This is a genomic window from Variovorax sp. TBS-050B, assembly GCF_029893635.1.
In the GTDB taxonomy this organism is placed as follows: domain Bacteria; phylum Pseudomonadota; class Gammaproteobacteria; order Burkholderiales; family Burkholderiaceae_C; genus Variovorax.
Map to the genome: position 1 here is coordinate 165,474 of NZ_JARXYR010000001.1, position 24,901 is coordinate 190,374.

Annotated in this window: 17 protein-coding genes; 10 read left to right on the forward strand and 7 right to left on the reverse strand. The window is 66.4% G+C overall.

Annotated features, from left to right (window positions below):
• Positions 1 to 105: 105 nt before the first annotated feature.
• Positions 106 to 2,868, forward strand: a complete 2,763-nt coding sequence (locus M2165_RS00785) for an endo-1,4-beta-xylanase (protein ID WP_280812759.1) — start codon at positions 106 to 108, stop codon at positions 2,866 to 2,868.
• A gap of 22 nt (positions 2,869 to 2,890) precedes the next feature.
• Here M2165_RS00785 and rrtA read toward each other — a convergent pair whose 3' ends face one another.
• The gene (gene rrtA, locus M2165_RS00790) at positions 2,891 to 3,502 is read right to left on the reverse strand and encodes a rhombosortase (RefSeq protein ID WP_280812760.1); all 612 of its coding nucleotides are present in this window, start codon (positions 3,500 to 3,502) and stop codon (positions 2,891 to 2,893) included.
• Positions 3,503 to 3,951: 449 nt separating this feature from the next.
• Between rrtA and M2165_RS00795 the strand changes: the two genes are divergently transcribed.
• On the forward strand, positions 3,952 to 4,143 hold the full coding sequence (locus M2165_RS00795) for a sensor histidine kinase (protein ID WP_280813149.1): 192 nt from the start codon (positions 3,952 to 3,954) through the stop codon (positions 4,141 to 4,143).
• A gap of 218 nt (positions 4,144 to 4,361) precedes the next feature.
• On the opposite strand, the gene M2165_RS00800 is transcribed toward M2165_RS00795, so the two are convergent.
• Positions 4,362 to 5,246 (reverse strand): NmrA family NAD(P)-binding protein, encoded by an 885-nt coding sequence (locus M2165_RS00800; protein WP_280812761.1) that lies wholly within the window; start codon positions 5,244 to 5,246, stop codon positions 4,362 to 4,364.
• A gap of 112 nt (positions 5,247 to 5,358) precedes the next feature.
• On the opposite strand from M2165_RS00800, the gene M2165_RS00805 reads away from it, so the two are divergent.
• From M2165_RS00805 to map, 4 genes are all read left to right on the forward strand, one after another.
• A complete protein-coding gene (locus M2165_RS00805; RefSeq protein WP_280812762.1) occupies positions 5,359 to 6,285 on the forward strand; it encodes a LysR family transcriptional regulator in 927 nt (308 codons plus the stop codon).
• Between the two features lie 382 nt (positions 6,286 to 6,667).
• Positions 6,668 to 9,991 (forward strand): autotransporter domain-containing protein, encoded by a 3,324-nt coding sequence (locus M2165_RS00810; protein WP_280812763.1) that lies wholly within the window; start codon positions 6,668 to 6,670, stop codon positions 9,989 to 9,991.
• Between the two features lie 73 nt (positions 9,992 to 10,064).
• Positions 10,065 to 10,415 (forward strand): hypothetical protein, encoded by a 351-nt coding sequence (locus M2165_RS00815; RefSeq protein WP_280812764.1) that lies wholly within the window; start codon positions 10,065 to 10,067, stop codon positions 10,413 to 10,415.
• A 374-nt stretch (positions 10,416 to 10,789) separates the two neighbouring features.
• Positions 10,790 to 11,536: a type I methionyl aminopeptidase gene (gene map / locus M2165_RS00820; RefSeq protein ID WP_280812765.1), complete on the forward strand. Its 747-nt coding sequence runs from the start codon at positions 10,790 to 10,792 to the stop codon at positions 11,534 to 11,536.
• Positions 11,537 to 11,643: 107 nt separating this feature from the next.
• Here map and M2165_RS00825 read toward each other — a convergent pair whose 3' ends face one another.
• The 4 genes from M2165_RS00825 to M2165_RS00840 all read right to left on the reverse strand — a co-directional run bounded on the left by M2165_RS00825 (position 11,644) and on the right by M2165_RS00840 (position 16,553).
• The gene (locus tag M2165_RS00825; RefSeq protein ID WP_280813150.1) at positions 11,644 to 12,840 is read right to left on the reverse strand and encodes an elongation factor Tu; all 1,197 of its coding nucleotides are present in this window, start codon (positions 12,838 to 12,840) and stop codon (positions 11,644 to 11,646) included.
• Positions 12,841 to 13,380: 540 nt separating this feature from the next.
• Positions 13,381 to 15,153 (reverse strand): monovalent cation:proton antiporter-2 (CPA2) family protein, encoded by a 1,773-nt coding sequence (locus tag M2165_RS00830; protein WP_280812766.1) that lies wholly within the window; start codon positions 15,151 to 15,153, stop codon positions 13,381 to 13,383.
• Between the two features lie 43 nt (positions 15,154 to 15,196).
• Positions 15,197 to 16,000 (reverse strand): SDR family oxidoreductase, encoded by an 804-nt coding sequence (locus M2165_RS00835; protein ID WP_280812767.1) that lies wholly within the window; start codon positions 15,998 to 16,000, stop codon positions 15,197 to 15,199.
• Between the two features lie 55 nt (positions 16,001 to 16,055).
• Positions 16,056 to 16,553 carry a heme-binding protein gene (locus M2165_RS00840; protein WP_280812768.1) on the reverse strand — a complete coding sequence of 166 codons (498 nt, stop codon included), beginning with the start codon at positions 16,551 to 16,553 and terminating at the stop codon, positions 16,056 to 16,058.
• Between the two features lie 161 nt (positions 16,554 to 16,714).
• Here M2165_RS00840 and M2165_RS00845 point away from each other — a divergent pair, with 161 nt between their 5' ends.
• Positions 16,715 to 17,674: a tripartite tricarboxylate transporter substrate binding protein gene (locus M2165_RS00845; RefSeq protein ID WP_280812769.1), complete on the forward strand. Its 960-nt coding sequence runs from the start codon at positions 16,715 to 16,717 to the stop codon at positions 17,672 to 17,674.
• Here the strand turns inward: M2165_RS00845 and M2165_RS00850 are convergent.
• On the reverse strand, positions 17,671 to 20,556 hold the full coding sequence (locus M2165_RS00850) for a winged helix-turn-helix domain-containing protein (protein WP_280812770.1): 2,886 nt from the start codon (positions 20,554 to 20,556) through the stop codon (positions 17,671 to 17,673). The genes M2165_RS00845 and M2165_RS00850 overlap by 4 nt on opposite strands.
• A 402-nt stretch (positions 20,557 to 20,958) precedes the next feature.
• Here M2165_RS00850 and M2165_RS00855 point away from each other — a divergent pair, with 402 nt between their 5' ends.
• Genes M2165_RS00855 through M2165_RS00865 form a run of 3 tightly spaced genes read left to right on the forward strand, consistent with a single transcriptional unit; the run spans position 20,959 to position 24,817 of the window.
• Positions 20,959 to 21,612 carry a 2Fe-2S iron-sulfur cluster-binding protein gene (locus tag M2165_RS00855; protein ID WP_280812771.1) on the forward strand — a complete coding sequence of 218 codons (654 nt, stop codon included), beginning with the start codon at positions 20,959 to 20,961 and terminating at the stop codon, positions 21,610 to 21,612.
• Entirely contained in the window at positions 21,609 to 22,586 is a 978-nt protein-coding gene (locus tag M2165_RS00860) for a xanthine dehydrogenase family protein subunit M (protein WP_280812772.1), read from the forward strand. Before M2165_RS00855 ends, M2165_RS00860 begins: the two co-directional genes overlap by 4 nt.
• The gene (locus M2165_RS00865) at positions 22,583 to 24,817 is read left to right on the forward strand and encodes a xanthine dehydrogenase family protein molybdopterin-binding subunit (RefSeq protein WP_280812773.1); all 2,235 of its coding nucleotides are present in this window, start codon (positions 22,583 to 22,585) and stop codon (positions 24,815 to 24,817) included. The genes M2165_RS00860 and M2165_RS00865 overlap by 4 nt, the downstream gene beginning before the upstream one ends.
• Positions 24,818 to 24,901 lie beyond the last annotated feature (84 nt).

Consider the following 24,901-nt stretch of genomic DNA (forward strand, 5'->3'; position numbering starts at 1 on the left):
CATCTGACCATCGAACCTCGATCCGCGAGAGGGCGCACAGGCGGGCGCCGCAGAGCCAGCCAAAGAGAACGCCTCGATCGCAGGACTCACTAGAAGGACCGGATCATGTTCAGCAGACTCGACTTCAAGCGTCTTTGGATTGCGCTGCCCACCGGACTCGTGATCGCGAACGCCGCCTTGGCGGCCGAGCGGCCTTCGAACCCCGCCGATTGGCCGGCGCTGAAGGATGTGTACAAGAACTACTTCCTGATCGGCAGCACCAATCTCGACGCGCGCAACTTCGGCGCCGAGGTGGTGCCGGGTGAAAACTCGGTCGCCGCCATGACCCTGAAGCACTTCAATGCGGTGACGCCCAGCAACGCGATGAAGCCGGATTTCTGGAACGGCGGGAGCAGCAACCCGAGCCCGAACTTCCTCACCAACCTGAGCTCGGGCATCAACGCCGACATCAGCGCGGCCAATGCGCGCGGCGTCAAGGTCACCGGGCACGTGCTGCTCTGGCACAACCAGTCGGCCCAATGGCCCGCCCCCAACGTGCTGACTCCGACGGGCGGATGGGAAACGCCGTGGGACTACGCCACGGCCAAGACGAACCTGGAGTACTACGTCCGGACCGTGGCCGGCCATTTCGACAAGGAGCCCTTCAAGGCCTACTCCTGGGACGTCGTCAACGAAGCGTTCAAGGACAACCCCGACAACCCCGCCGACTGGAGGAACGCCCTCCGAACCGGCTACAGCCCCGAGGAGCGGCCGTCCCGATGGGCCCAGGCCTATTCCAAGGGCGGGAAAAGCTGGGACTACATGTATGACGCTTTCTACTACGCGCGCCAGCACACCACAGCCATCCTGAACTACAACGACTTCAATGACAACGAGCGCGCCTCGAAGGCCACGGCGATCGCCGCGATGGTCAAGGAGTTCAATGAGCGGTACGCGGCCGAATCGGCTGCGGGCAAAGGGCGGGTACTTCTGGACGCCAAGGGGAAGCCCAGGCCGTTGGTCGACGTCATCGGCACGCAGGGGCACTGGGACATGCGGCTCAACCTCGACGCCTTCGAGCGGACCATCAAGACCTATCTGGAAACCGGGGCGAACGTCGACCTGACCGAGCTGGATCTCGCGCCGCTCCTGGGCCTGGACAAAGGCCTGCGGATTCAGAACGGCCCTGAGATGGATGCGCTGTTCATGGAGCAGGGCATCCAGTACGCGAAGCTTTTCAGCCTGCTCAAGGAGTACGCCGCCGGCCCCGGAGGTCGTCACCCAGAGTACAAGGGGGGTGTGCACCGGGTCACCTGGTGGGGGATGACGGACCCGGGTTATCACACCAACGGCTATCCGTGGTCCGGCGTCGGCCGACCGAAGGAGGCGTACTGGGCCACGACGAATCCGGAGCAGTACCTCATCGATGCGGGCCTGCCGCCGAACGGGGTCACCGCGACCTTCAGCTATGGCGGCGAATCCTTCAAGGCCCGGACCTGGGGCGGCAAGAACGCCCAGGCGATGCTCGACATCAACGTGCCGGCCGAAACGAAGAACGTGGTTTTCACCGCTGCCAACGTCTCCCTGCCCGCGGGCTTTGCCGTCGAGAGCATGAAGTTCAATCCGCCCGACTGCGCGGTGGTCCCTGGCGCGCCCTGCCATGTCACGGTGACCGCGAGGGGGCCCGCACCGGCGACGGCCTATGCGGAGAACACGGCGACCTTCGTCCTGTCCTTCGGCAAGATGACCGTCGGGTGGATGGAAGCCCCCAATGCACTGGAGGCACCCTTGTCCTATGCGGACGTTCGCTTCAGTGACGGCGTGACTCCCCTCAAGCAGTACAAGACCTCCTATGGGAGCGACGGCATCGCGAGGGCGTCCGGCGGCACGGAAACCAAGGCGGTGCCCAAACATGGTCGCAGCACGCTCGTCCTGTCGCCGCAGGACCCGGTCGTCAGCCCGTTCGGACTGCGCTTGCACAAGCATGCGGGGACTGAAAAATCCTGGCGGCTCGTCACGCGGTTCGAGCCCGGAAGGACGTACATGGTCGTATCCGCGGAGTCGGACCTCAACGGACAGACACAGGCCGCCGCGTTGACCAACAGAAGCAAGCCCGCGACCGCGGCCTCGCCGGAATCGCTGTCGCGCACGCCTGTCATCCTTCGTGGCGACATCCTGCTGCCATCCGCCAACTCGAATGCGCCACCGGGTGAGCCCGCCCTGGCGCAGGACAACCTCAAGTTCGTCTTCGAAGAGGCGAAGAGCCCCGCCGCGGGCCCTTACGCCGCCCAGGAAGGGCACACGATGCAGAGCTTCATCCATGGCACCAATGTCTACCCGCATGTCGTGTTCAGAGGCAACGGCGCGACGGGCACCGTGGTGGCGGGTCAGCATTCGCTGATCACGCGACAGACGAACGGCCAGGAGGGCTCGCAGATCGCCGACAGGGCACTGGACCAGGCGGTCTGGTTCAACACCCCCATCGACCCGAAGACCGGCGAGATGAAGATGTTCCTGTATTCCGAGAAGGACGGCGTCAAGCAGCATCACGTTCTCAAGGAAGTCGGCGACGGCGAGACGCCGAACAGGGACGCCGGCAACGCCATCAGCCAGCGGCAGGGGGCGGTTGGCGGGTTCGTCGCCATGCAGGCGGAGAGTCCCAAGGAGGGGACGAGCGTCAAGCTCTACGCCTACGACATCGAGCCCTACAGGTCGAACAACGAGCCGCCGTCGACGACGCCGCCGCCGACGACGGAGCCCCCTCCGCCGGAGATGTCGATCGCCTTCCCGTTCACCCGACGCGGCGGATCGCTCGACGCGGGCGACCTCGCGCTCGCGCTGGCCGGCCTCGCGGCGCTTGCGCTCGCCCGCCGTCGCCGCCGGTCCTGAAGCGGCGGGGCAGGCGCCGAGCTCAGACCTCGGCGCCGGCCCAGGCCCGCCGCAGGTGCGGCCACGCACCCTGGCAAAGGCAGAGCGCCAGTGCGCACAGCGCGCCGTACAGGTGCGCCTCGACCATCACCTCGCCGCCGATCAGCGCACGTTGCGCGTCCGAAGGCGGATGGAACATCTGCCAGCCGACGCGTGCGATGACGGCCATCAGGACGATCCAGGCCACGCGATCGCCGCGCCAGGCGCGCGGCGCCAGCACCCAGACGAATAGACCGTAGAGCACGCCCGAGAGGCCCGCATAGTTCATGGCCTGGGGCGACGCAGCCAGCAGCAGAATCCCCACGCCGAGGGCCAGCACAACGATCGCAACAGCCCAGGCAGACCCGCTGCGGGTGCCTGCCGCGAACGCGGCGCACAGCGCCAGCCCGCCAACGTTCATCAGGCAGTGCGCCCAGCCGAGATGCACCGCATGCGCCGAAAGCAGGCGCCAGTACTGTCCGCCGAGCACGGCCGCGCGTTCGTAGCGCAGCGCTTCGTACACCGGCTCACCGCCTGCCTGCAACGCCAACACGAGGCCGGCGAGTGCGACGGGAACGAGCCAAGGGGTGAAGGACCGCAGGGGGAGAGATTGCACGCGCGCGGCCCATTCAGAGATTGGGGGAAGTCGCCGTGAGGCGGGATGGAAGGTACTCGGTGAATGCCTTGTGATGGCGGGATTGTGCCGTTGGCTTGCTCCGGCTGCCAGCGCTCCAGTTGGGGCTCGACAGGCGAATTTTTCCTTTGTGGACAAGGAAGTCCTCGAAATCACTTTCGACGTCTTCAGTTGAACGCTCGCCGCATTGAAGCCAGTCCCGAAGTTCCTCGCGTCCGCGAGGGACTGAAGCAGGTCGAAAGCCGCAGTAACGTGCACTGCTCTCACTCGTGCTCTTGTTGATCCTCCGGTCCAGCGACTTATTGGTGCCAGACCGCGTGAGTCGGCGTCGCCTGCAGCGACTGCAACTGCTGCGAAGCGGCCGCTTTAGACTGGTTGCTGTCAGTCGGCGCGGCGCGCTGCATGTCTGCGGCAAGGTGGTGACGATCACTGTGCGCGATGAAGGTATCGGCATCGCCCCCGCGGACCTGCCGCATCTGTTCGAACGTTACCGGCGGGCGGGTGGCTGCCGACTCGGCGCCGGCCACGGTCTTGGATTGTGGCTGGTGCTTACGGTGGCGCAACGGCATGGTGGTCGTGTGGCATGTACCAGCACGCCGGGACAGGCAGCCTGTTCACATTGACGTTGCCAATGCTGATGTTCCAACAGGTGAGGTAAGCCTTCTTCCACCCGCTGCACTGCAAGGTGCAGGGTCTAGCCGGAGCGGCTTGGTGCGAAGCGCCGCTTCCTTCGGGGTGCAGCGCGGAGACACAAACTACTCCTCCAGCTTCCGACCGGTACGCTCGTCGTTCTCGTAGTTCTATCGCGTGCCCGCGCCAGAAACTGCCGGCTACTGATGCATCAAGACGAAGCGCGCTGCTGCACAGCGGATGCGGCAAGACGGCTCAACACTGTGTCGAGTCCGGTCCTCCCCTTTCGGGTCTCGCCCGCTGCGGCTTCGAATTCGATCCAACCCTCGTTGAAGCCATCCAGCATTCGCATGCGCGGGAGAGGATTGACCATGCCCTGCGAGCGAAACAGAGATTCCCACGTCGTGCGAGGCACCGCGCGAGCGACGACCTCGCGCCCGAGCACCCGGCCCAGGGTAGCAGCTAGCCCTGATGGCGTGACCCGAACCGGCCCCTCCAGCTCTATCACCCGGTGCCCCTCCCAGCTGTCTTGCAGCATTTGCGCCGCCGTTTCGGCAACATCCGCCGTCGCGACCATTGGCACCGCCTTGTCCAGGGGCTGGAGGAAACTCGACAGCACCCCCAGCGACCGCGCTTCGTCAATGTCCCAGGCGGCGTTTTCCATGAACCATGCAGCACGCAGGAACGCGAGCGGCATCGGCAGCGCGGCAAGTCCGCGCTCCATCATCTGCAGCTGCGTGAGCAGGTTGACTTGCGCGGCCTGTGCGCCGATGGTGGAGAGGGCCACCACCCGCCGCGGCCGGGCCAAGTGCAAGGCGGCGACGAGCGCGGCGACATTCGCCCGCGTTTCTGCGAAGTCCTCCGACGGGTCGAACACCGGCGGCAACAGCACGAACACGGCTTCCGCGGTGGCAAATGCGCGAGCCAGCGCGGCGGCGTCGTCCATCGACGCGAAGGCGGTGTTGCAACCCAGCGCCTGGAACGCCGCGGCTCTGGCCTTGTCTCGCAAGACAGCCCTCGTCGGCAAGCCTGCCCCCTGCAATTGCCTGATGACCTGACCGCCGACCTTGCCAGTGGCTCCCGTGACAACGAACATCGTCTTTTCTCCTGCTTCGGCGCACCGCGCGCCGCGTTGCTGCGATTTTGCGAAGCTCGCCCGCAAAGAGCGATAGCATGAAAGGCATTTAATTTATGCGCGAGAATCATCAATGAACCATGTCAGCGTGCAGATGCTCGAAGGCGTCGATGTCCTCGCAGCCGTTGTTGACACGCGCAGCTTCGGACGTGCCGGCGAAGCGCTTGGCATGTCGCAGTCTGGCGTGAGCCGCGCCGTCGAGCGGCTGGAGGCACGTTTGGGCATCCGAGTGTTCGATCGCACTACCCGATCCGTCCGACTGACCGAAGAGGGGCGGCGCTTCTACGAAGAGGTCATGCCGCTGGTTGGCGCACTGGCAGAAGTCACTTCCAGGGCGGCGGGCGGCGCAGCGGCCGTGCGGGGCCGCCTCCGGGTGAACATCGACCCCTTCTTTTCCAGCCTCATCCTGGCTCCGCGACTGGGGGCCCTGCTGGACAAGCATCCGGACCTGGAGATCGAATTGCGCAGCCGCGATGACCTGGGCGACTTGGTGGCCGAAGGCTTTGACTTGGCAATCCGCTTCGGACACCCCAGGCCTAGTTCCCTGGTCGCCCGAAAGCTGCTCGACACGCGAGTGCTGACGGTGGCGTCTCCTGGCTACCTCCGGCGTCATGGACATCCGTCGGACCCGCGGGAACTCGAGACCCAGCACCACCGGTGCATCCTGTTCCGGGATCCGGCTACTGGCCGGCCCTTTCCCTGGGAATTCCATCAGCGTAGCCGCAGGCGCACGGTTGCCGTCCGCGGGTCCCTGATGGTCAACGATGCCGGCACCCTCTACAGCAGCTGCCTGGCCGGCCACGGGATCGCCCAACTGTTCGAGCTTGGGGCCGAGTCCTTCATCACGGCGAAGAAGCTGGTGCCGCTGTTCCCGGACTGGTCCGACGAGCGCTTCCCGCTGTACGCCTACCACCCGTCCCGACATCATGTGCCGGCCAAGACGCGCGCCTTGCTGGATTTCGTAGCAAGCCTCGTGAACGAAGCCGGCGAGGGAGGCTGAGCACACGCACTCGGCTCAGGCTCGAGTGTTCCTGCGCAACCTGCTCCAGCTTCATGCTGGCATCAGAGAGGATCTCCGAGAAACGCTGAGCCGTGAGGTGCACGCCGCGTTGACTGTGACTATTTACACATATAGCGCGGACTTCGAGCGTGACTTTGTGTACACGATGTTACGTCGTAAATAAAATCACACAGAGCGGCAGCTGCATAACAAGATTCACAACAAACAGAAAGCGTTTCGCTCGCCCGAGCGACGTGGCACCCGCTTGTGGTCATGCGTCAGTCTTACAGGAGCTAGGACTATGTTTGTTGGATCTCGGAAACGAGCTGCGTCCCTGATCGAACCCCGCGCCATCCGTCATACCACTCTATCGGCGATGTTGATGTCGGGCTTTTCCGTGTCCACGGGCGTTTTTGCCCAGCCCGCCACGGATATCACTGTCGGAGGGCCCCCTGGCGACAACGCCACATATGCCGTGCCAGTTGGGGTTACCACCAATAACAGGCAAGCGGTGTTGGGGGCCCAGGCTGGAGCGACCGGGACGGTGACAGTGGCCGGCCCATCCACGGTTTGGGCTCTCAGTACGACAGCTGCTGGGCAATATCCATTGTTAGTTGGTAGGAGAGGCTCAGGCACTTTGATCATCAAGGATGGCGGGAAAGTCAGCAGTTCCTCGCCCTTTGCTGGTTATTTCAACGAAGTGGCGTCCTCCACGGGGTCGACGGGCTCCATGGTCGTTGAAGGGGCGGGTTCGAACTTCACCTCCAACGCCAACCTTGCGATAGGCTACTCTGGAGTGGGATCTCTGCGGATTTCTGGTGGCGCAGTCGTAAGTACCGCAAGCGGCGTGGTCGGTTTAGATGCAGGCTCCGCCGGTTCCACTGCGATCGTGACTGGCGCTGGGTCCACGTGGAATGCATCCGCCCTGCTCGTCGGCCAGTTCGGCGATGCTGGCGGGCGTTTGGATGTACTGGACGGTGGAAAGGTGGCAAGTCGCGGAGTTGCTGTCATCGCATTGCAGAGTGGTTCGTCTGGCATCCTGAATGTCGATGGAGCGGGAAGCCGCGTGACCGCTGGAGGCAACCTCGCGGTCGGGGACGGCGGTGTCGGGCAGCTGAATGTCACCCGCGGAGCGTCTGTTCAGACGACCAAGGCTGCCTCATTAGGAGCCTCCACGACAGGAAACGGCAGCGCAACCATTGATGGCCAGGGGTCGCTCTGGGATGTCGTCGGAAATCTGACGGTGGGAGGTGCGGGTAAGGGGACCCTCTCGGTAAGCAACGCAGCGCAGGTTCGCAGTGCAACCACCATCATTGGCGATTCAACGGGAAGCACTGCGACGCTCAATATTTCAGGAGCAGCCGATGCACGCGGAATATTGAGTACAGGCCAATTGACAGCTGGTACGGCCCCCACCGGCAAAGCCTTTCGCGACGTGACCTTCGACAACGGCGTGCTGCAGGCCACGGCAGATCGACCGGACTTCATCCAGGGCTTTGGTGCGGGCGAGCTGCAAATTATGAGCGGCGGCTTGATGCTCGACACCAATGGCCACACCGTTGGTGCGAACAGCACCTTGTCCGGCGCGGGAGGACTTGTCAAAGTCGGAGAAGGCACGTTGGTGTTGCGAGCTGATAACACGTACGCAGGCCCCACACACATTGCAAGTGGCACGCTGCAGCTTGGCGATGGAGGCACCCAAGGCAGCATCCAGTCTGCGAATCTGCAAAACGATGGCGTCCTTGTCTTCAAACGCTCGGATGCGGTGAATTTTCCCGGCGCGATCACAGGCGCGGGCAGCGTCACCCAGGCGGGTAGCGGCACGACGACCTTGTCGGCGGTCAACGCTTATGCGGGCGGCACCACCATCACCGCAGGCAAATTGGTGGGTACTGCCTCCAGCTTTGGTAGCGGCGACATCACCAACAATGCGGCTCTGGTGATCGATCAAGCAGGTGATGCGGCCGCCCCCAATACCATCGGCGGCGCTGGCAAGCTCTTCAAGGAGGCTGACGTTGCGATCATGCGCAACGCCATCAACGGCAATGGATCGCTCGTGAAGGAGGGCGCCGGCACCTTGATCTACACCGGCGTCGGCTCCCTAACGGGCCCGACCAGCGTTTCGGCAGGCAAGCTGGTGGTCAATGGCTCATTGGCGAATTCCGCGATGACCGTTGCCAACGCCGCCACGCTTGCCGGCACCGGTACAGTGGGTTCCGTTCTGATCACGAGTGGGGGGACCATCGCGCCAGGCGATGGCGCCATCGGAACGTTGAAAGTCAATGGCGGCTTCACGTCCAAGGCAAACTCGAATTTTCAGGTCCAGGTCGACTCCTCGACCAAGGGCGTATCCAGCCGGGTGAGCGCAACTGGTGATGTCGCCATAGAGGACGGCTCCGTGTTGACAGTCTCACGCACCTCCACGGCGCCTTATATGCTGGACAGCAAGTACACCGTGCTCAGCACGACGGGCCAGGTCAGTGGCAAGTTCTCGCTCGCAGGTGATACGCGCACGGCTTTTGTCCAGATCGGCGATACATACGACCAGAGCAATGTCTATCTGACGGCATCGCAGGTTCGATCGTTCGTGACGGCTGCGACAACTGTCAATCAGACCGCAACAAGTGCTGCGCTGGACGGCCTCAGCAGTGGAAGCGTCTTGCGCAATGAAGTTGCCTTTCTGCCCAATGACGTCGTGGCGCGTCAGGCGTTTGATCGCCTCTCCGGTGAAGTTCACGGCTCCATGCGCCGTTCGATGGTGGAGGACAGCCGATTCGTGCGCGAGGCGGCGATCGCAAGGCTTGCAGATTGGTCCTGTGGTCTAGACGATCCTGATCTCGGCCCAACCGGCCAGCGTGAGCCGGTCAGCAGCAGTTGGGAGCGGTGCCCGAGCACGCAGCACACGGTCTGGGCGCAAGCTTTTGGCTCAACTGGCAAGTTTCATGCAGACGGCAACTCGCAAGGCATGCGCCGCTCCCTGAGCGGCATCCTTGTCGGGGCAGACACCCCTCTAGCAGAGGGATGGCGCGCAGGCGCGCTGGTGGGGTATGGCCGCACGTCCAGCGACGCGGGCAACGATCAAGGGAATATCGACAACATTCACCTTGGTGTGTACGGCGGCAAACGCTGGGGTGCTCTGGGACTGCGCTTGGGCGCAAACTATACAAAGCATAGTATCGAGACGCAGCGACGTGTGAGCTTCGGCGACTATTTCGATGCGCTGAATGCCAAATACGACGGCTCTTCGACGCAGGTTTTTGGTGAGATTGGATATGCGATGAAGATCAACGACGGCTTTGCCGTCGAGCCTTTTGCCGGACTCGCTTACGCAAACACGAAGACGAACGCTTTCAGTGAAAGCGGCAATGCTGCGGCGCTGAACGTGGGCAAGGCCAGTCAGAAAACCACGTTCAGCACCCTTGGCGCTCGTCTTCATTCTCACCTCAATAGCACAACCACTTTCACCGGAATGATCGGCTGGCGGCGTGCATACGGCGACGTGCTCGCGGCAAGCGCGAGCGCATTCAGAGGCGGCCAACCGTTTGCGGTGTACGGCACACCTTTGGCCAAGGACACCGCGATCGTTGAGGCTTCCATCGAAATAGCGGTTACTCCGGCGCTCACGGTCGGTGCAGCCTACTCGGGACAGTTCGCAAAGAGATTGCGTGACAACGGGGCTAAAGCGTATCTGAATTACAAATTCTGACTTTGATCGAAAGGCAGATGTAGGTAGCTGATGCCCGCGGATTGCATAGCCACCTTGAACACCCCATGACGTCATGTTCGACACAGAGGATCTGCGGGCAGGCTCGTGCGATCCGGGACGCGTGTGCCTCGTCGCCATCAACAAGCTCAAAGTCGCCGACCGTTGCCGTAAAGATGTTGGGCACTGGCTGGCATTTGCGGAGTCCTATCTTCGCCAAAGTGCGATTCAAATGATTGAACCTGCACGAGATGCTGTCGGCAAACTGCTTCGCAGTACCCGAGAGAAGGATAAGACTCCCAACAGTATCGCGTGTGTCGTGTTCCGGGCGATAGGGACTGATACGGTGCTGCTTACAACGGTTCTTCGACGCGCGAGCCTGGCAGTGCCTGTCTTAACTGTTAGAAGTCAAGGCGTCCTGTTGTGACGACTGCTAGATATTGGGGGCCTTGGAATCGTCTGGTATCCACCACTGAGCAGCCTGCTGGCCGTGAATTGTTGAGCGTCGGCTTTCGCTGCAAAGGTGCCATCGGCTTTGCGATTGCCCTTTTTGGTCGACAGCGTCGTCAAAATTCCTCTCGAGCAGGCCAAAAAGCGCGGCGAGTACTGCCGTTGACCCACACTTGCGCTCGGCGCGATCACCGCACAAGCGTTGTGCCCTGCAGCGGCACGAAGGACTTCCGGGCGAATGGCGGCGCAGCGCAACAGCCTGGGCACAATCATCCACCATGGCACCATCGCCGAACAGCGACCTACGCTCTCCCGCGCCTCCGCGCAATTCTTTTTCTGAAGAGGACCCCCATGACCATCGAAACCCAAGACGACGTCCTCGCGCTGAAGCGCATCGGCCGCATCGTCTCGCTGGTGCTGCAGCAGATGCTCGATGCCGCCCGCCCCGGCATGACCACGCGCGAACTCGATCAGCTCGGTGAGCGGCTGCTCGAGGAACATGGCGCGCGCTCCGCGCCGCGGCTCACCTACGGCTTTCCGGGGGCGACATGCATCAGCATCAACGAGGAAGCGGCGCACGGCATTCCGGGTGAGCGCGTGATCCGTGCGGGCGACGTGCTGAACGTCGACGTGTCGGCCGAGCTCGGCGGCTACTTCGCGGACACGGGCGGCACCCGGATCGTGCCGCCGTCCACGCTGCAGAAGACGCGGCTCTGCCACGCCACGCGCACGGCGCTGGTCGAAGCGATGAAGCGCGCGCGGGCCGGGCAGCCGGTCAGCGGCATCGGCGCCGCCATCGAGCGCACGGCCAAGGCCTATGGCTTCAAGGTGATCGAGAACCTCGCGAGCCACGGCGTGGGCCGCGCGCTGCACGAGGCGCCGGAGCAGATCGCCGGCTATTTCGATCCGGCCGACAAACGCGTGCTGCACGAAGGCATGGTCATCACGATCGAGCCCTTTCTCTCGACCAAGAGCCGCATCGTCGAAGAGACCGGCGACGGCTGGACGCTCGCGGGCGTCCGCGGCAACCTCTCGGCGCAGTACGAGCACACGATGATCATCACCAAGGGCGCGCCGATCGTCGTCACGCAGCACTGAGGCGCACACCCTGCAAGCCGCCGCCACCTCGACCGAAAGGTGGGCGCTCCAAAAAAATGCCCCTGCCGCCTCGCAAGAGGCGACAGGGGCAAGTGCGCATCAGCCTTTCAGCCGATCAGCGCGGTCACGACGCCTGCGCCGACGGTCTTGCCGCCTTCGCGCATCGCAAAGCGCATGCCGGCTTCGATCGCGACGGGCTTGTTCAGCTCGAAGCTGATCTGCGCCTGTGCGCCCGGTTCGACCAGGCCGGTCTCGGTCTCGACGCGAATGACACCTGTCACGTCGGTCGTGCCGAAGAAGAACTGCGGCTGGTAGCCGGAGCCGAACGGGGTGTGGCGGCCACCTTCGTCCTTGCCGAGGACGAAGATCTGCGCACGCCCCGTCCGGTACGGCTTCAGCGCACCGGGCTTCACGACCACCTGGCCTCGCACGACATCGTCGCGCTTGACTCCGCGCAGCAGCAGGCCGACGTTCATGCCGGCCCGTGCCTCGACGACGTCCTTGTGAAAGGACTGCACGCCGGTCACGACCACCTGTTCGTCGCCGGCCGCGCTGAGCCCGATGATCTCCAGGCTGTCGCCGACACGGATCACCCCGCGCTCGACGCGGCCGCTCACCACGGTGCCGCGGCCCGTGATGGTGTGCACGCCTTCGACGGGCATCATGAACGGGCCACCGTAGTCGCGCACCGGATCGGGGATGCACGTGTCCAGCGCGTCGACCAGATCGGCAATGCACTGCACATCGGGCCCTTCGAGCTCGCCGCGCTCGGCGGCGGCCAGGGCCTTCAGCGCACTGCCGAAGACGAAGCGCGGATCGCGGTACCCGTGGGCTTCCAGCAGCGCGCCGATCTCCATCTCGATCAGCTGCTCGATGTCGGCGCGGTCGCTTTCGGCCACGAGGTCCATCTTGTTCACGAACACCACCATGTGGCCGACGTTGACCTGGCGCGCCAGCAGCACATGCTCGATGGTCTGCCGTGCGGCGCCCTCGGTGCCGTCCACCAGCAGGATCGCGCCGTCCATCTGCGAGGCGCCGGTGATCATGTTCTTGATGTAGTCGGCATGCCCCGGGCAGTCGATGTGCGCGTAGTGGCGGCTGTGCGATTCGTACTCGACGTGCGAGGCGTTGATCGTGATGCCACGCTCGCGCTCTTCCTTCGCGTTGTCGATCTGACCGTAGGACAGCGCACGACCGCCGAGGCGTGCAGCCTGCACGGAGGTCAGAGCGGCCGTCAGGGTCGTCTTGCCATGGTCGACGTGACCGATGGTTCCGACGTTCACATGAACTTTGTTGTTCATCATTTTTTTCTCCAGTTTGAGAGAGTGAAAAAGCCGATCCGGCCCGCTGGCCAGGCGAAACAGTCGGCGGGTTGCAGGTGCGCGCGCACCAAACTCACGTGTCCGCCAAGCGGACGAAAAAAAACCTGTCGGGCTGACCACCCGACAGGCTTTCTTCTTGCCTGAAGGATGGACCTCCAGGCGCACGAGGGCCTGGAGCTCTACACGAACCACTCCACGGAGGCGCAGCACGGCACTGCGCAGGCAGCACGTGCGGCGAAAGAAAGTTCTCGTTCAAGGCTCATGTCCGAATCTCCAGGTAAGCAGACAAAAAAGAAAAGACCCGGTGGCTCGAGGCCTACCGGGTCTTGTGAAACTCAGGAGGCCGAGCCTCCGGGGGAAAGCTCTAGAAAAGCGGTTCAGCGAAAAACGCGCTCAACGAAGCCGCCGCAGCAGCGGTGCGGGTCTTCGAGTCGGCTTGCGCGTTGGCGAACGGCTTCATGGTGCTGGGCGTGCGGCCGGCTTCGGCCACACGACGATGTTGATTTCTTTGGGGGGCGAAGGCTAACACTGCCGGGGCGGTTCCGCAAGCGCGTCGCCGCTGAACAAGGCGCGGCCTGCGGCGAGGCCGCTCACCAGTTCCATCTGCAGGCGCTGTTCGTCCTGCCGTCGGATGCGCCGCGACAGTTCGGCGATCGCCGCCGCGTCCACGCCCAGCCGCTGCAGCGCGGCTGCGCCCAGCACCATCGCGGATTCGAAGGTCTCGCGCACCTGCACATCGGCGCCGGCGTGGATGAGATCGAGGCTGTGGATGCGGTCCCTGGCGCGCGTGACGACCGGCAGAAGGGGAAACGTCGCCTTCAGCACCTCGGTGATGCGCGTGGCCGCCTCGGGAGCATCGACGCAGACGAGCGCGACGCGGGCCCTGCCGGCGCCGGCGGCACGCAGGATGTCGAGTCGGGTGCCGTCGCCGTAGTAGACATCGAACTTGAGCCCGCGCGCGACTTCGATCATCTCGACGTCGGTGTCGATGATCGAGACGCCATAGCCGCGCGAGAGCAGGAACTGGCTCGCGATCTGACCGACGCGGCCGAACCCGATCAGCAGCGCCGCCTCGGTGACGTCGGGCGGTCCTTCGAAACCGCCGGGTGCCGACGTGCGGCGCCGGCTTCGCGCGATGCGCATGACGGTGGTCGCCAGTGGCGTCAGCACCATCGAGAGGATGACGATGGCGGTCAGCACGGCACTCTGCCGTGCATCGATGATGCCGACGGCCGCCGCAGCCGCGTAGAGCACGAAGGCGAACTCGCCTCCCTGCGCCATGAGCACGGCGCGTTCGAGCGCTTCGTCGCGCGGCGTACGGAACACCCGGGCGACCAGGTAGATCGCCAGCGACTTGAGCAGCATGTACACGGTGACGTGCGCCAGTACCCACGGCCATTGGGCCGCGACCAGGCCGAAGTCGAGCGACATGCCGACAGCCAGGAAGAACAGGCCGAGCAGCACGCCGCGGAACGGCTCGATGTCGACTTCCAGCTGATGGCGATACGACGATTCCGACAGCAGCACACCGGCGACGAACGCGCCCATCGCCATGGAGAGGCCGCTGCGCTCCATGATGCAGGCGGCGCCCAGCACGACCAGCAGCGCCGCTGCCGTCATCACTTCGCGCGCCCTGGCCTTCGCGAGCAGGTCGAACAGCGGGTTCAGCAGCCAGCGGCCCGCCGCGACGAGCCCGGCGATCGCGGCCGCGGCGGCAAGAACCGTACCGAACGCGCCACCTGCCTGCGTCGTCCCCGTGCCCCCGTGCGCCGGCGCGAGCAGGCTCACGACAGCGAGCAGCGGCACGATCATCAGGTCCTCGAGCAGCAGGATCGACACGATCTTCTGTCCGCGCGGCGATGCGAGCCGCCCGCTCTCCTCGAGCATCTGCATGACGATGGCCGTGGAGGTCAGCACGAAGCCCGCCGCAGCGATGAAGGAGATGGCGGCGCGCTCGCCCATGGCCATCCCGGCGGCCGTGAGTGCCGCCGCGCAGACCGCCACCTGCACCGAGCCGAGTTCGAAGATCTGCCGCCGCATGCCCCAGAGCCGTGAGGGGCGCATCTCCAGCCCGACGATGAAGAGGAACATCACGATCCCGAGTTCTGCGAGCTGCAGGATGGCCGAGGGGTCGGTGAAGAGACCCAGGCCGAAAGGCCCGATCGCCAGGCCCGCGGCGACATAGCCGAGCACCGACCCCAGGCCAAGGCGCTTGAACAGCGGCGCGGCGATCACCGCGGCCGCGAGCAGCGTGACGACCGGCAGCAGATCGATGCCATGCCGCGACGCACTCATCCCCGTGGCTTCCGTGGCGATGCTGCTTGCCGGCGGCGCCGTGTCAGATCGTGTTTTCCCACGCCGAATGCTGGTGCAGCTTGAGCATGTCCTCGATCGCCTTGGGCACGACGTTGCGGAACCTGCCCGTGTCGGCCGGCACGATCTCGATCATGCGGTCGATCATCTCCTGCGGGTCCATCTTCCCTTCGGGTGTCGCGAAGAAGTCGTCGAAGCCCTTGCGCAGGTCGGCGCGCTTGGTGAAGTTGCGGGCGTCGTCGAGCCAGCGGAAGGCGTTGTCCGCCATGGTCTCGTTGTAGCCCGTGTAGTAGGCGCCCGGATTGATCGTCTGGATCTTGATGCCGTGCGGCCTGAGCTCCTGCTGCAGCGCCTCGGCGATCGATTCCAGCGCATGCTTGGTCGAGACGTAGGTGCCCCAGTTCGCGGGCGTGAAGAGACCGCCCATCGACGAGGTGAACACCACCTTGCCCGGTGTCTTGCGGCTCACCCACTTCTGCACGACGCCCTGCGTCAGCACCAGCGGCAGGAAGACGTTGATCTCGAAATTGCGCCGGACCAGTTCGATCGGGATCTCCCAGACCGGTCCGCTCTCGCCCTGGCCGGCGTTGTTCCAGAGCACGTCGAAGTCCCAGGTCAGCGCCTGAGCGATGTCGAAGCGGTCGGTCAGATCGAGCCGCTCGACGCGGAGGTTGGAAAGTCCGAGCGATTTCGCCTTCTCGCGCAGCGGCGTGACCTGCGGCGACACCTGCACGGTGGCGATCACCTGGTGTCCGTTCCGGGCCATGCCGATGGCGGCGGCTTCGCCGAAGCCGCTGCCCGCGCCGGTGATGAGGATGGTCTTGCTCATGAAAGTGCTCCTTCGGAGGGTTGGGTTGAGGTTGGATTCGAGAAGGACTCGGTGCTCAGGCCGGGAGTGCCGCGGCCGCGGCCTGGGCGATATCGAGGTCCTGCGCCACGGCGCCGCCGGAGACGCCGACCGCACCGAGCAGGGCGCCGCCCGGGTCGCGCAGCGGGACGCCGCCCGCGAAGACGACGAGAACGCCGTTGGTGAGCTCCAGGCCCGGCGAGGTGCCGCCGGGCCGGCAGAACTCGCCGACGGTTTCGGTGCTCATGCCGAACAGGGCGGCGGTCCTGGCCTTGCCGAGCGCGATGTCGATCGAGCCGAGCAGGGCACCGTCCATGCGGCTGAAGGCCTTGAGGTGGGCGGCGCCGTCGAGCACTGCGATGTTCGCGCGCACACCGATTGCCTTGGCGCGCGCTTCGCCCGCGGCGACGATCGCCGAGGCCTGCTGAGAGGAAATCTGCATCTGTGCTTCTCCGATGTCGATGAACGATGGATGGGAATGGGCCGCGGGGCGACGAAAGCGCGGCCCGCGCCATGCCCCGACGGTCCGCTTCATGGTCGGACCGCCGCCGCAGCGCGTCGAGTTAATTCGCGTCAATCCTTGCTTAGCGCTGCCTTGCCGGTTGATTCGCGCTTGCCTAAACTTCGCGGCCCACCAGGTCAGGAGCCCTTGCGATGTCCGCTGTCCCGCTTCTTTCCACCTGCCGCGCTTCGGCGATGGCCGCCCTCCTGTTTGCATGGGCCGGAGTCTCGCCAGTGCTCGCGGCCGAGCCGTTCCCGAGCCGGCCGATCCGCCTCGTCGTGCCCTTCGGCACGGGCGGCCCCACAGACCTGGTGGCGCGCGGCATCGCGACGAAGATGAGTGCCTCGCTCGGCCAGCCGGTGCACGTCGAGAACCGCGCCGGCGCGGGCGGCGCCATCGGCGCCGATGCGGTGGCCAAGGCCAGGCCCGACGGCTACACGATTGGCATTGCGACGGCGTCGACGCACGAATTCACGCCCGCTTGCAGCAAGGAGCCGCCGTACCACCCGGTGAACGATTTCGAGATGGTGGGCCTGATCGCGACCGCGCCGACGCTGGTGCTGGTGAAGGGCGACGCCATGTTCACGAGCTTTGCCGAGTTGATCGCCGCGTCGAGAAAGGAACCCGAGCGCTATACCTGGGGCACGCCGGGCGTCTGCAGCAACGCGCACTTCCTGGTCGAGATGCTCAACCGCAGCGGCGGCGGGCGCATCCTGCCGGTGCCGTACCGCGGCAACAACCAGGCCACGCTGGACCTGATCGCCGGGCGCGTCACGCTCGCGAGCGATGCAGTCACCACCGTCTCGATGGGCTTCATCGCCTCGGGGGCCGTCCGCCCGATCGCGATCATCGGCAAATCCGGGCTCGACGCATTGCGCGGGGTGCCGACCTTCGCGGACCAGGGGTTCGACGTTGGCGCCTTCAACGTGTGGCAGGGGCTCGTGGCGCCGGCGAAGACGCCGGCCGACGTGGTCGGCCGACTCAATGCGGCGCTGCGCGATGCCCTTCAGGATGCCGCGCTCCAGCAGCGCTGGCTCGACGATGGCGTGACGCCCTCCCCGGACCTGAGCCCGGCTGCGATGAAGGCGCAGATCCAGGCCGGCTACGAAAACGCGCGCAGGCTCGCCGAGGCGCTCGGCCTCGCGATCAACTAGCGCGGTGCATCCAGCAGCGCCTTCGCTTCGATGGAGGCGGCACGCGCCGCGACCGCGTCCTGCGTGTCGAAGCCTTCGCTCACGAGCGCCAGCGTCGACTCGAGCACCTCGATCGCCGCCTGCGGCTCGCCGCGCGCGCGGGCCGCGGCGGCAAGGCTCACCGCCGTGCGCAGCGCCCAGGGCAGCGTGCCTTCGCGCAGGGCGAGGGCGTGCGTCTCGACCAGCAGCCGCTCAGCCGCGACGGCGTCCGTTGCGCGCAGGCGCTCCGCGGCGACGCGCTGCAGCTCGCAGCGGCACCAGCCCGCGAGGCCCGCTTCGCCGATCCCGACCAGGCGATCGGTCACGTAGTGGGGATGGAAGGTCGCCAGCAGCTGCGACAGCTGCGGCACCCGCTCGACGGAGGAGGGCAGCGGTGGCGGCAGGCCCTGGGCTCCCTGTTCGCGCCAGCGGATGTAGACCTCGAACGCGCGGCCGTAGCCGTGCCAGACCGTCAGCGCGCGCTCCGCAGTCAGCCGCAAGAGCCGGTCGAGGCGCTCGCGCGCCAGTTCGATGCGGCCGCACCAGATCGCGAGTGGACAGGCGCTCGAGGCGAGCGCGCTCGCCAGGGCGACGGGCTCGTGCGCGCGCTCGGCCGCGTCGATCGCCTGCCGGACGGCGCGCTCTGCCTGCTCGGGCAATCCGAGCAGCCAGAGCACGCGCGCGTGGATGGCGCCCATCGCGACGCGTCGATCGATGCGCACGCCCGCGAGAAAAGGCACGCGCGTGAGCGCCGGTTCGGCCAGGCCGCGCTCGCAGCAGGCCGCTGCCTCGCGCTGCGCCCCCAGCAGGTGGAGCGTGGGTGCGAAGATGCGGTCGCGGTGCAGCTGCAGCGCCACGTCGCTGGTGCCGGCGGTCAGGATTTCATATTGCTGCGCATGCAGGAGCATGAGGCCGGGGTCCGAGGCCTGGTAGGCCCCCATCCACTGCGTGCTGCGCGTGACCGCCATCAGGTGCGCGTCCCCGATCTGCTCGGCCAGTTCGAGGGCCTTGGCGAAGGCGCGATCCCGGTCGGGATGCAAGCCGTGGGCATTGAAGATCACATGCCCCGCGATCACGTTGAGTTCGAGCTCCAGCCGCGGCTCGATGCGATGCCCCGAGCGCGCGAGCTCGGCCATCGCCGCCTCGACGTATTGGCGGTGCTCGTCGGTGAACGACATCTGGAAGAACAGCGCCGCCGCCTTCACCACGAGCGCGATGCCCAGCGACAGGTCGCCACCGCTCTGGAAGCACCAGTTCAATGCGGCGCGCACGTCGTCCACGTGGCCGCCGAAGGCAGCCATGAAATCGGCAGGCAGCATCGTCCGCCATGCCTCCTCGGAGCGCTCGAGCGCTGCCAGGAAGTGCTGCGCGTGCAGGCGGCGCAGCCGCGCCGACTCGACGTCGACGGGCGCGAGTCGCTCGGCCGCATAGGCGCGCGTGGTCTCGAGCAGCCTGAAGCTGAGCTCCTCGCCGCCTGCATCGACCGTGAGCAGCGACTTGGCGACGAGTTCGGTGATGGCGTCCACGGCCTCTTCCTGCGCGAGGTCCGGACTCACTGCCACGGCCAGCGCGGCGTCGAGCGTGAACGGCCCCGCGAACACCGACAGCCGCAGCAGCAGACGGCGCTCCGCGTCCGACAGCAGCTCGAAGCTCCAGTCCAGCGTCGCACGCAGCGAACGGTGGCGCGGCACCGCCGTGCGACGGCCCTTGTTGAGCATCGCAAACCTGTCGTCGAGCGCCTCGGCGACGGCCTTGAGTCCGAGCGAGCCGACACGTGCCGCTGCGAGCTCGATGGCCAGCGGAAGCCCATCGAGGCGCCGGCAGATGGCCTCGGCCGCGGCTGCGTCCGAGTCCTGCAGGCTGAACTGGTCGACGGATGCGGCGCATCGCTCGACCAGCAGTTCCACCGCGGAGAAGGCGAGCAGTTGCCTGGCCGAAAGGCCCGCGCCCGCAGGCGGCATGGTCAGTGGCGGTAGCCGCTGCACCCACTCGCCCTGAGCCCCGAGGGGCTCACGGCTGGTGGCGAGCACGTGCACGCCGGGCGCGCGCCGCAGAATGTCCTCGATCAGCGTGGCAACCGGGCCGATCAGGTGTTCGCAGTTGTCGAGCAGCAGCAGAAGGCGCTTGTCGTGCAGGAAGGCGACGAGGCTGCTGAGCGCATCGCCCACGAGCGAGCCGAGGCCGAGCGCCGACGCCAGCGCAGCCGGCACGAGCGCGGGATCCGAATGCGAGGCGAGGTCCACGAAGTGCACCCCGCTCCATTGCGCGGCGACGTCCTCACGCGTGGCCACGGCCATCGCGACGGTCGTCTTGCCGATGCCCCCCGTCCCCACCAGCGTCACGAGGCGGCGCCGCGCGATCTGCTGCACCAGCGTCTGGATCGCTGCCTCCTGGCCGATCACGCGGCTCAGCGGCGAGGGCACGAAGCCGCCCGGCGCCGGCTGCATGCCGCGCGTCTGCGCCGACGGCGGGGCCGGCACCGCGGCGCTGCTGCGGAACAGCTCCGCGACGAAGCTGTAGCCGCGGTTGGGCACGTTGATGATGTAGCGCCGTCCCTCCTGGCCGTCACCGATGGCCCGGCGCAGGCTGGCGATGTGCACGCGGAGATTGCCTTCGACCACGACGTTGCGCGGCCAGACGCGCTTGAAGATTTCGGTGTTGCTGACGAACTTGCCCGCGTTCTCGATCAGGAACAGCAGGATCTCCAGCGCCCGGCTGCCGAGCCGTACCGGCTGGCCCGATTCGAGCAGCACGCGCCGGGTCGGCGAGAGGCTGAACGGACCGAAATGGATCAGCATCTCCAGGCCGGCCGGCCCTCCGCCGCCGCCCGAGGGCGGATCGCCGCCGCCAATGTCGCGCAGCATGTGCGCGCTTGCGAAGCCGGACCGCGCGTGGTGGGCGCCGCCGCGTGCGCCGCCGCGACGGGCGGTTTCCCTGCATTGGAGGTCGAAGGCCTCGGCCCATTCCAATGGCCATTTGCGCCTGTTGCTCATGGTTCTCCTCGCCAAGGGAGTGCACGAGCACCGGCTCTGGCTTCTGGGGTTCTTGGTATGTGTCAACGAAGCGTAGACGTAAGAAAAAATCTTTGCAACTGCGCGGCCTGGCCCCTCGACCTTGATCTTTGGCGGCCTTTCTTCGCCCGATTAGCACCTTTTGCCACTTAATCAAGGATTGACAAGTCTTAACTCGAAAGACGCAGCACGTCGCTTCATCATCGCCAGCCGGCATCCCCCACCAGGGCCCTCCAGGCTGATGAAAGGAAGTTCATGTCAACAGCGTTCGATCGATACGAAGAGCCTTCTCCATGGTCCACGGCGTCCGACGCGTTCGGCCCGGGGGATCCGGAGCTCACGCGCAGGCAACTGCTGCTCGCGAGCAGCGGCGTGCTCGCTGCGGCGGGCCTGTCGCCTGTACCGGCGGCCGCCGCGGCAGGGTCGGGCCGCGCCGAACCCACGGCCGCAGTGCGCCTGCGGGTCAACGGTCGACCGGTGGAGCTCGAGGTCGACCTGCGACAGTCGCTGCTCGACGTACTGCGGGAGAAGCTCGCGCTGACCGGCACCAAGAAGGGCTGCAACCAGGGTGCGTGCGGCGCCTGCACGGTGCTCCTCGACGGACGGCGGATCAATGCGTGCCTGACTCTTGCGGCGATGCACGATGGCGCCGAGATCACCACCGTCGAGGGGCTCGCGCAGGGCGAGCAGCTGCATCCGCTGCAGGCCGCCTTCATCGAACACGAAGGCTTCCAGTGCGGTTATTGCACGGCCGGTCAGCTGATGTCCGGCGTCGCCTGCATCCGTGAAGGGCATGCCGGCTCGGCCGACGAGGTCCGCGCCTGGATGAGCGGCAACATCTGCCGCTGTGGCGCTTACCCGGGCATCGTCGAAGCGATCGTCGAGGTCGGAAAGGAGCGGTCATCATGATCCCGTTCACCCTTCAGAAGGTCTCGACCCAGAGCGCCGCGCTGCAGGCCGCGGCCAGCGGCGGCCGCTACATCGCCGGCGGCACCACGCTGATCGACCTCATGCGCGAAGAGGTCGAGCAGCCGCAGAAGCTGGTTGATATCAACGCCTTGCCGCTCGGCCATATCCGCATCGAGGGCGAGGAGCTCGTGATCGGCGCGCTGGCACGCATGTCCGAGGTCGCCGCGCATGCGCAGGTACGGGCGCTGCAGCCGCTGATCGCGGAGTCGCTCGTCGAGGGCGCCTCGCCGCAGCTGCGCAACATGGCGTCGGTCGGCGGCAATCTGCTGCAGCGCGTACGCTGCCCCTACTTCCGCATGCTCGATGCGGCCTGCAACAAGCGCACGCCCAATTCGGGCTGCGCGGCGCTCGGCGGCCTGAATGCCGGCCACGCGATCTTCGGCACGAGCAGCCACTGCATCGCGACCCATCCTTCGGACCTGGCCGTCGCCCTGGTCGCGCTGGATGCGACGCTTCGGGTGCAGGGGCCCGCCGGCCTGCGTGCACTGCCGGTCGAAGCGCTTTACCGCCTGCCGGGGCGGACGCCGCACCTCGAGCACAGCCTGGCGCCCGGCGAGCTGATCGTGGAGGTCAGGGTGCCGAACGCAGCGCACGCCCGGGCCGCGCGCTATCTCAAGGTGCGCGACCGCTCGTCCTATGAGTTCGCGGTGGTCTCCGCCGCCGCGGCCTTGCAGGTGGAGGGCGGCGTGATCCGCGCGGCGCGCGTGGCTTGCGGTGGCGTGGGCACCATCCCGTGGCGGCTGCGCGCCGTCGAGAACCAATTGGTCGGCAAACCCTTCGCACGCGCCAGTTTCGAGCAGGCTGCGAACATCGCAGCCACGGGCGCGAGCCCCTCGGCGCACAACGGCTACAAGGTCGAACTGCTCGGACGCACAGTCGTCCGCGCGCTGGAGATGGCAGGAGAACGCACATGAGCGACCACAACCTCATCGGCCAGCCGGTGGCCCGGATCGACGGCAGGGCCAAGGTGACGGGCCGCGCGCTCTATGCCGCGGAGTTCAACCAGCCCGGCCAGGCGCATGCCGTGATCGTGAACGCCACGATCGGACTGGGCCGCATTGCGGGCATCGAGGCCGACGCGGTACGACGGATGCCCGGTGTGCTGGGCGTGCTGAGCCACCTCAACGCGCCGCGACTGCCCTACCGCGGGCACAAGGGACCGATCGACCCGGCCTTCGGCGAAAGGCTGCATGTGCTGCAGGACAACCGCGTGCGCTTCCATGGCCAGCCGGTGGCGGTGGTGGTGGCCGAGACGCTCGACCAGGCGGAGCGGGCCGCGATGGCGCTGCGCATCCGCTACGTGGCCGAGCAGCCGCTGGTCGACGGCCGCGACGCACGCGCGCGACCGGTCATCCCCGAAGCTGGCAAGCGCGGCGGCCGCGGTGCGGCCGACCGTTCGCGCGGCGATGCGGCGGCCGCGCTCGCGGCGGCGCCCGTGAAGGTCGACGTGACGTTCGACATGGCGCGCGAGAACCACATGCCGATGGAACCGCACGCCACCGTCGCCGCGTGGCAGGGCGACCAGTTGACGTTGTGGAGCAAGAGCCAGTTCGTGGTCAACGAGCAGGCCGAGATCGCCGCCATCTTCGGCATTGCGCCCGAAAAGGTGCGCGTGGTCTGTCCCTTCATCGGGGGTGCCTTCGGCACCAGCCTGCGCACTTGGTCGCACGTCACCCTCGCGGCGATGGCGGCGAGGGAGGTCCGCCGTCCGGTGAAGCTCGTGCTGACGCGGCGGCAGATGTTCTTCGCCACGGGCCATCGGCCGCGCACGATCCAGCGGCTGGCACTCGGCGCGACGCCCGACGGCAGGCTCACGAGCCTGATCCACGAAGGCACGGGCGAGACCAGCCGCTACGAGCAGTTCGTCGAAGCGCTGACATCGGTCTCGTCCTTCATGTACGCATGCCCGAACGTGCGCACGCAGTACCGCCTCACGGCGCTCGATACCTCGACGCCGACCTACATGCGCGGTCCCGGAGAGGCGAGCGGCATGTTCGCGCTCGAGTGTGCGATGGACGAACTGGCGCATGCGCTGCGGCTGGATCCGCTGGAACTTCGGCGCCGCAACGAGCCCGCGCTCGACGAGGGCGAGCAGCTGCCGTTCTCGAGTCGATCGCTGCTCAAGTGCTACGAAGCGGGAGCCGCGCGCTTCGGCTGGGCGCGGCGAAACCCGCAGCCGGGCTCGATGCGCGAAGGCCGCCTGCGTGTCGGCTGGGGCGTGGCATGCGCCAACTATCCTGTGCTGCACAGCCCTGCGAGTGCGCGCGTGCGGATCCTCGCGGACGGCACGGCCGAAGTGGAGGCGGCCGCAAGCGACATGGGGCCGGGTACCTACACCTCGATGACCCAGGTCGCGGCCGAGGCGCTCGGCCTCGATGCAGGGCGGGTGCGTTTCAGCCTTGGGCGTTCCGACTTCCCGCCGGCACCGCCACATGGCGGATCGCAGACGATGGCTTCGGTCGGTTCCGCGATCCGGGCCGCGTGCCAGGCAGTGCAGGCGGAGGTCGGGCGCCGCGCCGCCGTCGGCGCCACCGGGGTCCAGGGCCTCTCGAACGCCGCGATGGCGTGGGAGGGCGGCAGGCTGCGCGCTCGGGCTGGAAGCGGACCTGGCGAGAGCTATGCGGAAATCCTGGCCCGGATCGGGGCGAACGCAATCGAAGCCACGGGGTCGTCGGCGCGCGACCCCGAGATCGCCCGCCGTTTTTCGATGCATGCCTTCGGTGCGGTCTTCGTCGAGGTCACGGTCGACCCTGAACTGGCGCTCGTGCGTGTTCGCCGCGTCGTCGGCGCCTACGGCGCGGGCCGGATCGTCAATCCGCGGCTGGCGACGAGCCAGTGCGTGGGCGGCATCGTCGGCGGCATCGGCATGGCGCTGATGGAGCGCACGGTGCTCGATCCGCGCGACGGCCGCCCGGTCAATGCGCACATGGCCGACTATCTGCTGCCGGTGAACCTCGATATCGGGCGCATCGACGTGCTCTTCGTCGACGAGGTCGATCCGCACGTCAATCCGCTGGGCGTCAAGGGCCTCGGCGAGATTGCCCTGGTCGGCGTGGCGCCCGCGATCGCCAATGCCGTGTTCCATGCCACCGGAAAACGGCAGTACGAGTTGCCGATCCGGATCGAGACGCTGCTTCACGCCTGAGGCCGCTTTCCCCCGGAGCGCCTTCCCGGTATCGCCGCCTCGCGGCCGGGCCAGGTTGCGCTCGCTCGTTCGTTCCCTCAACCC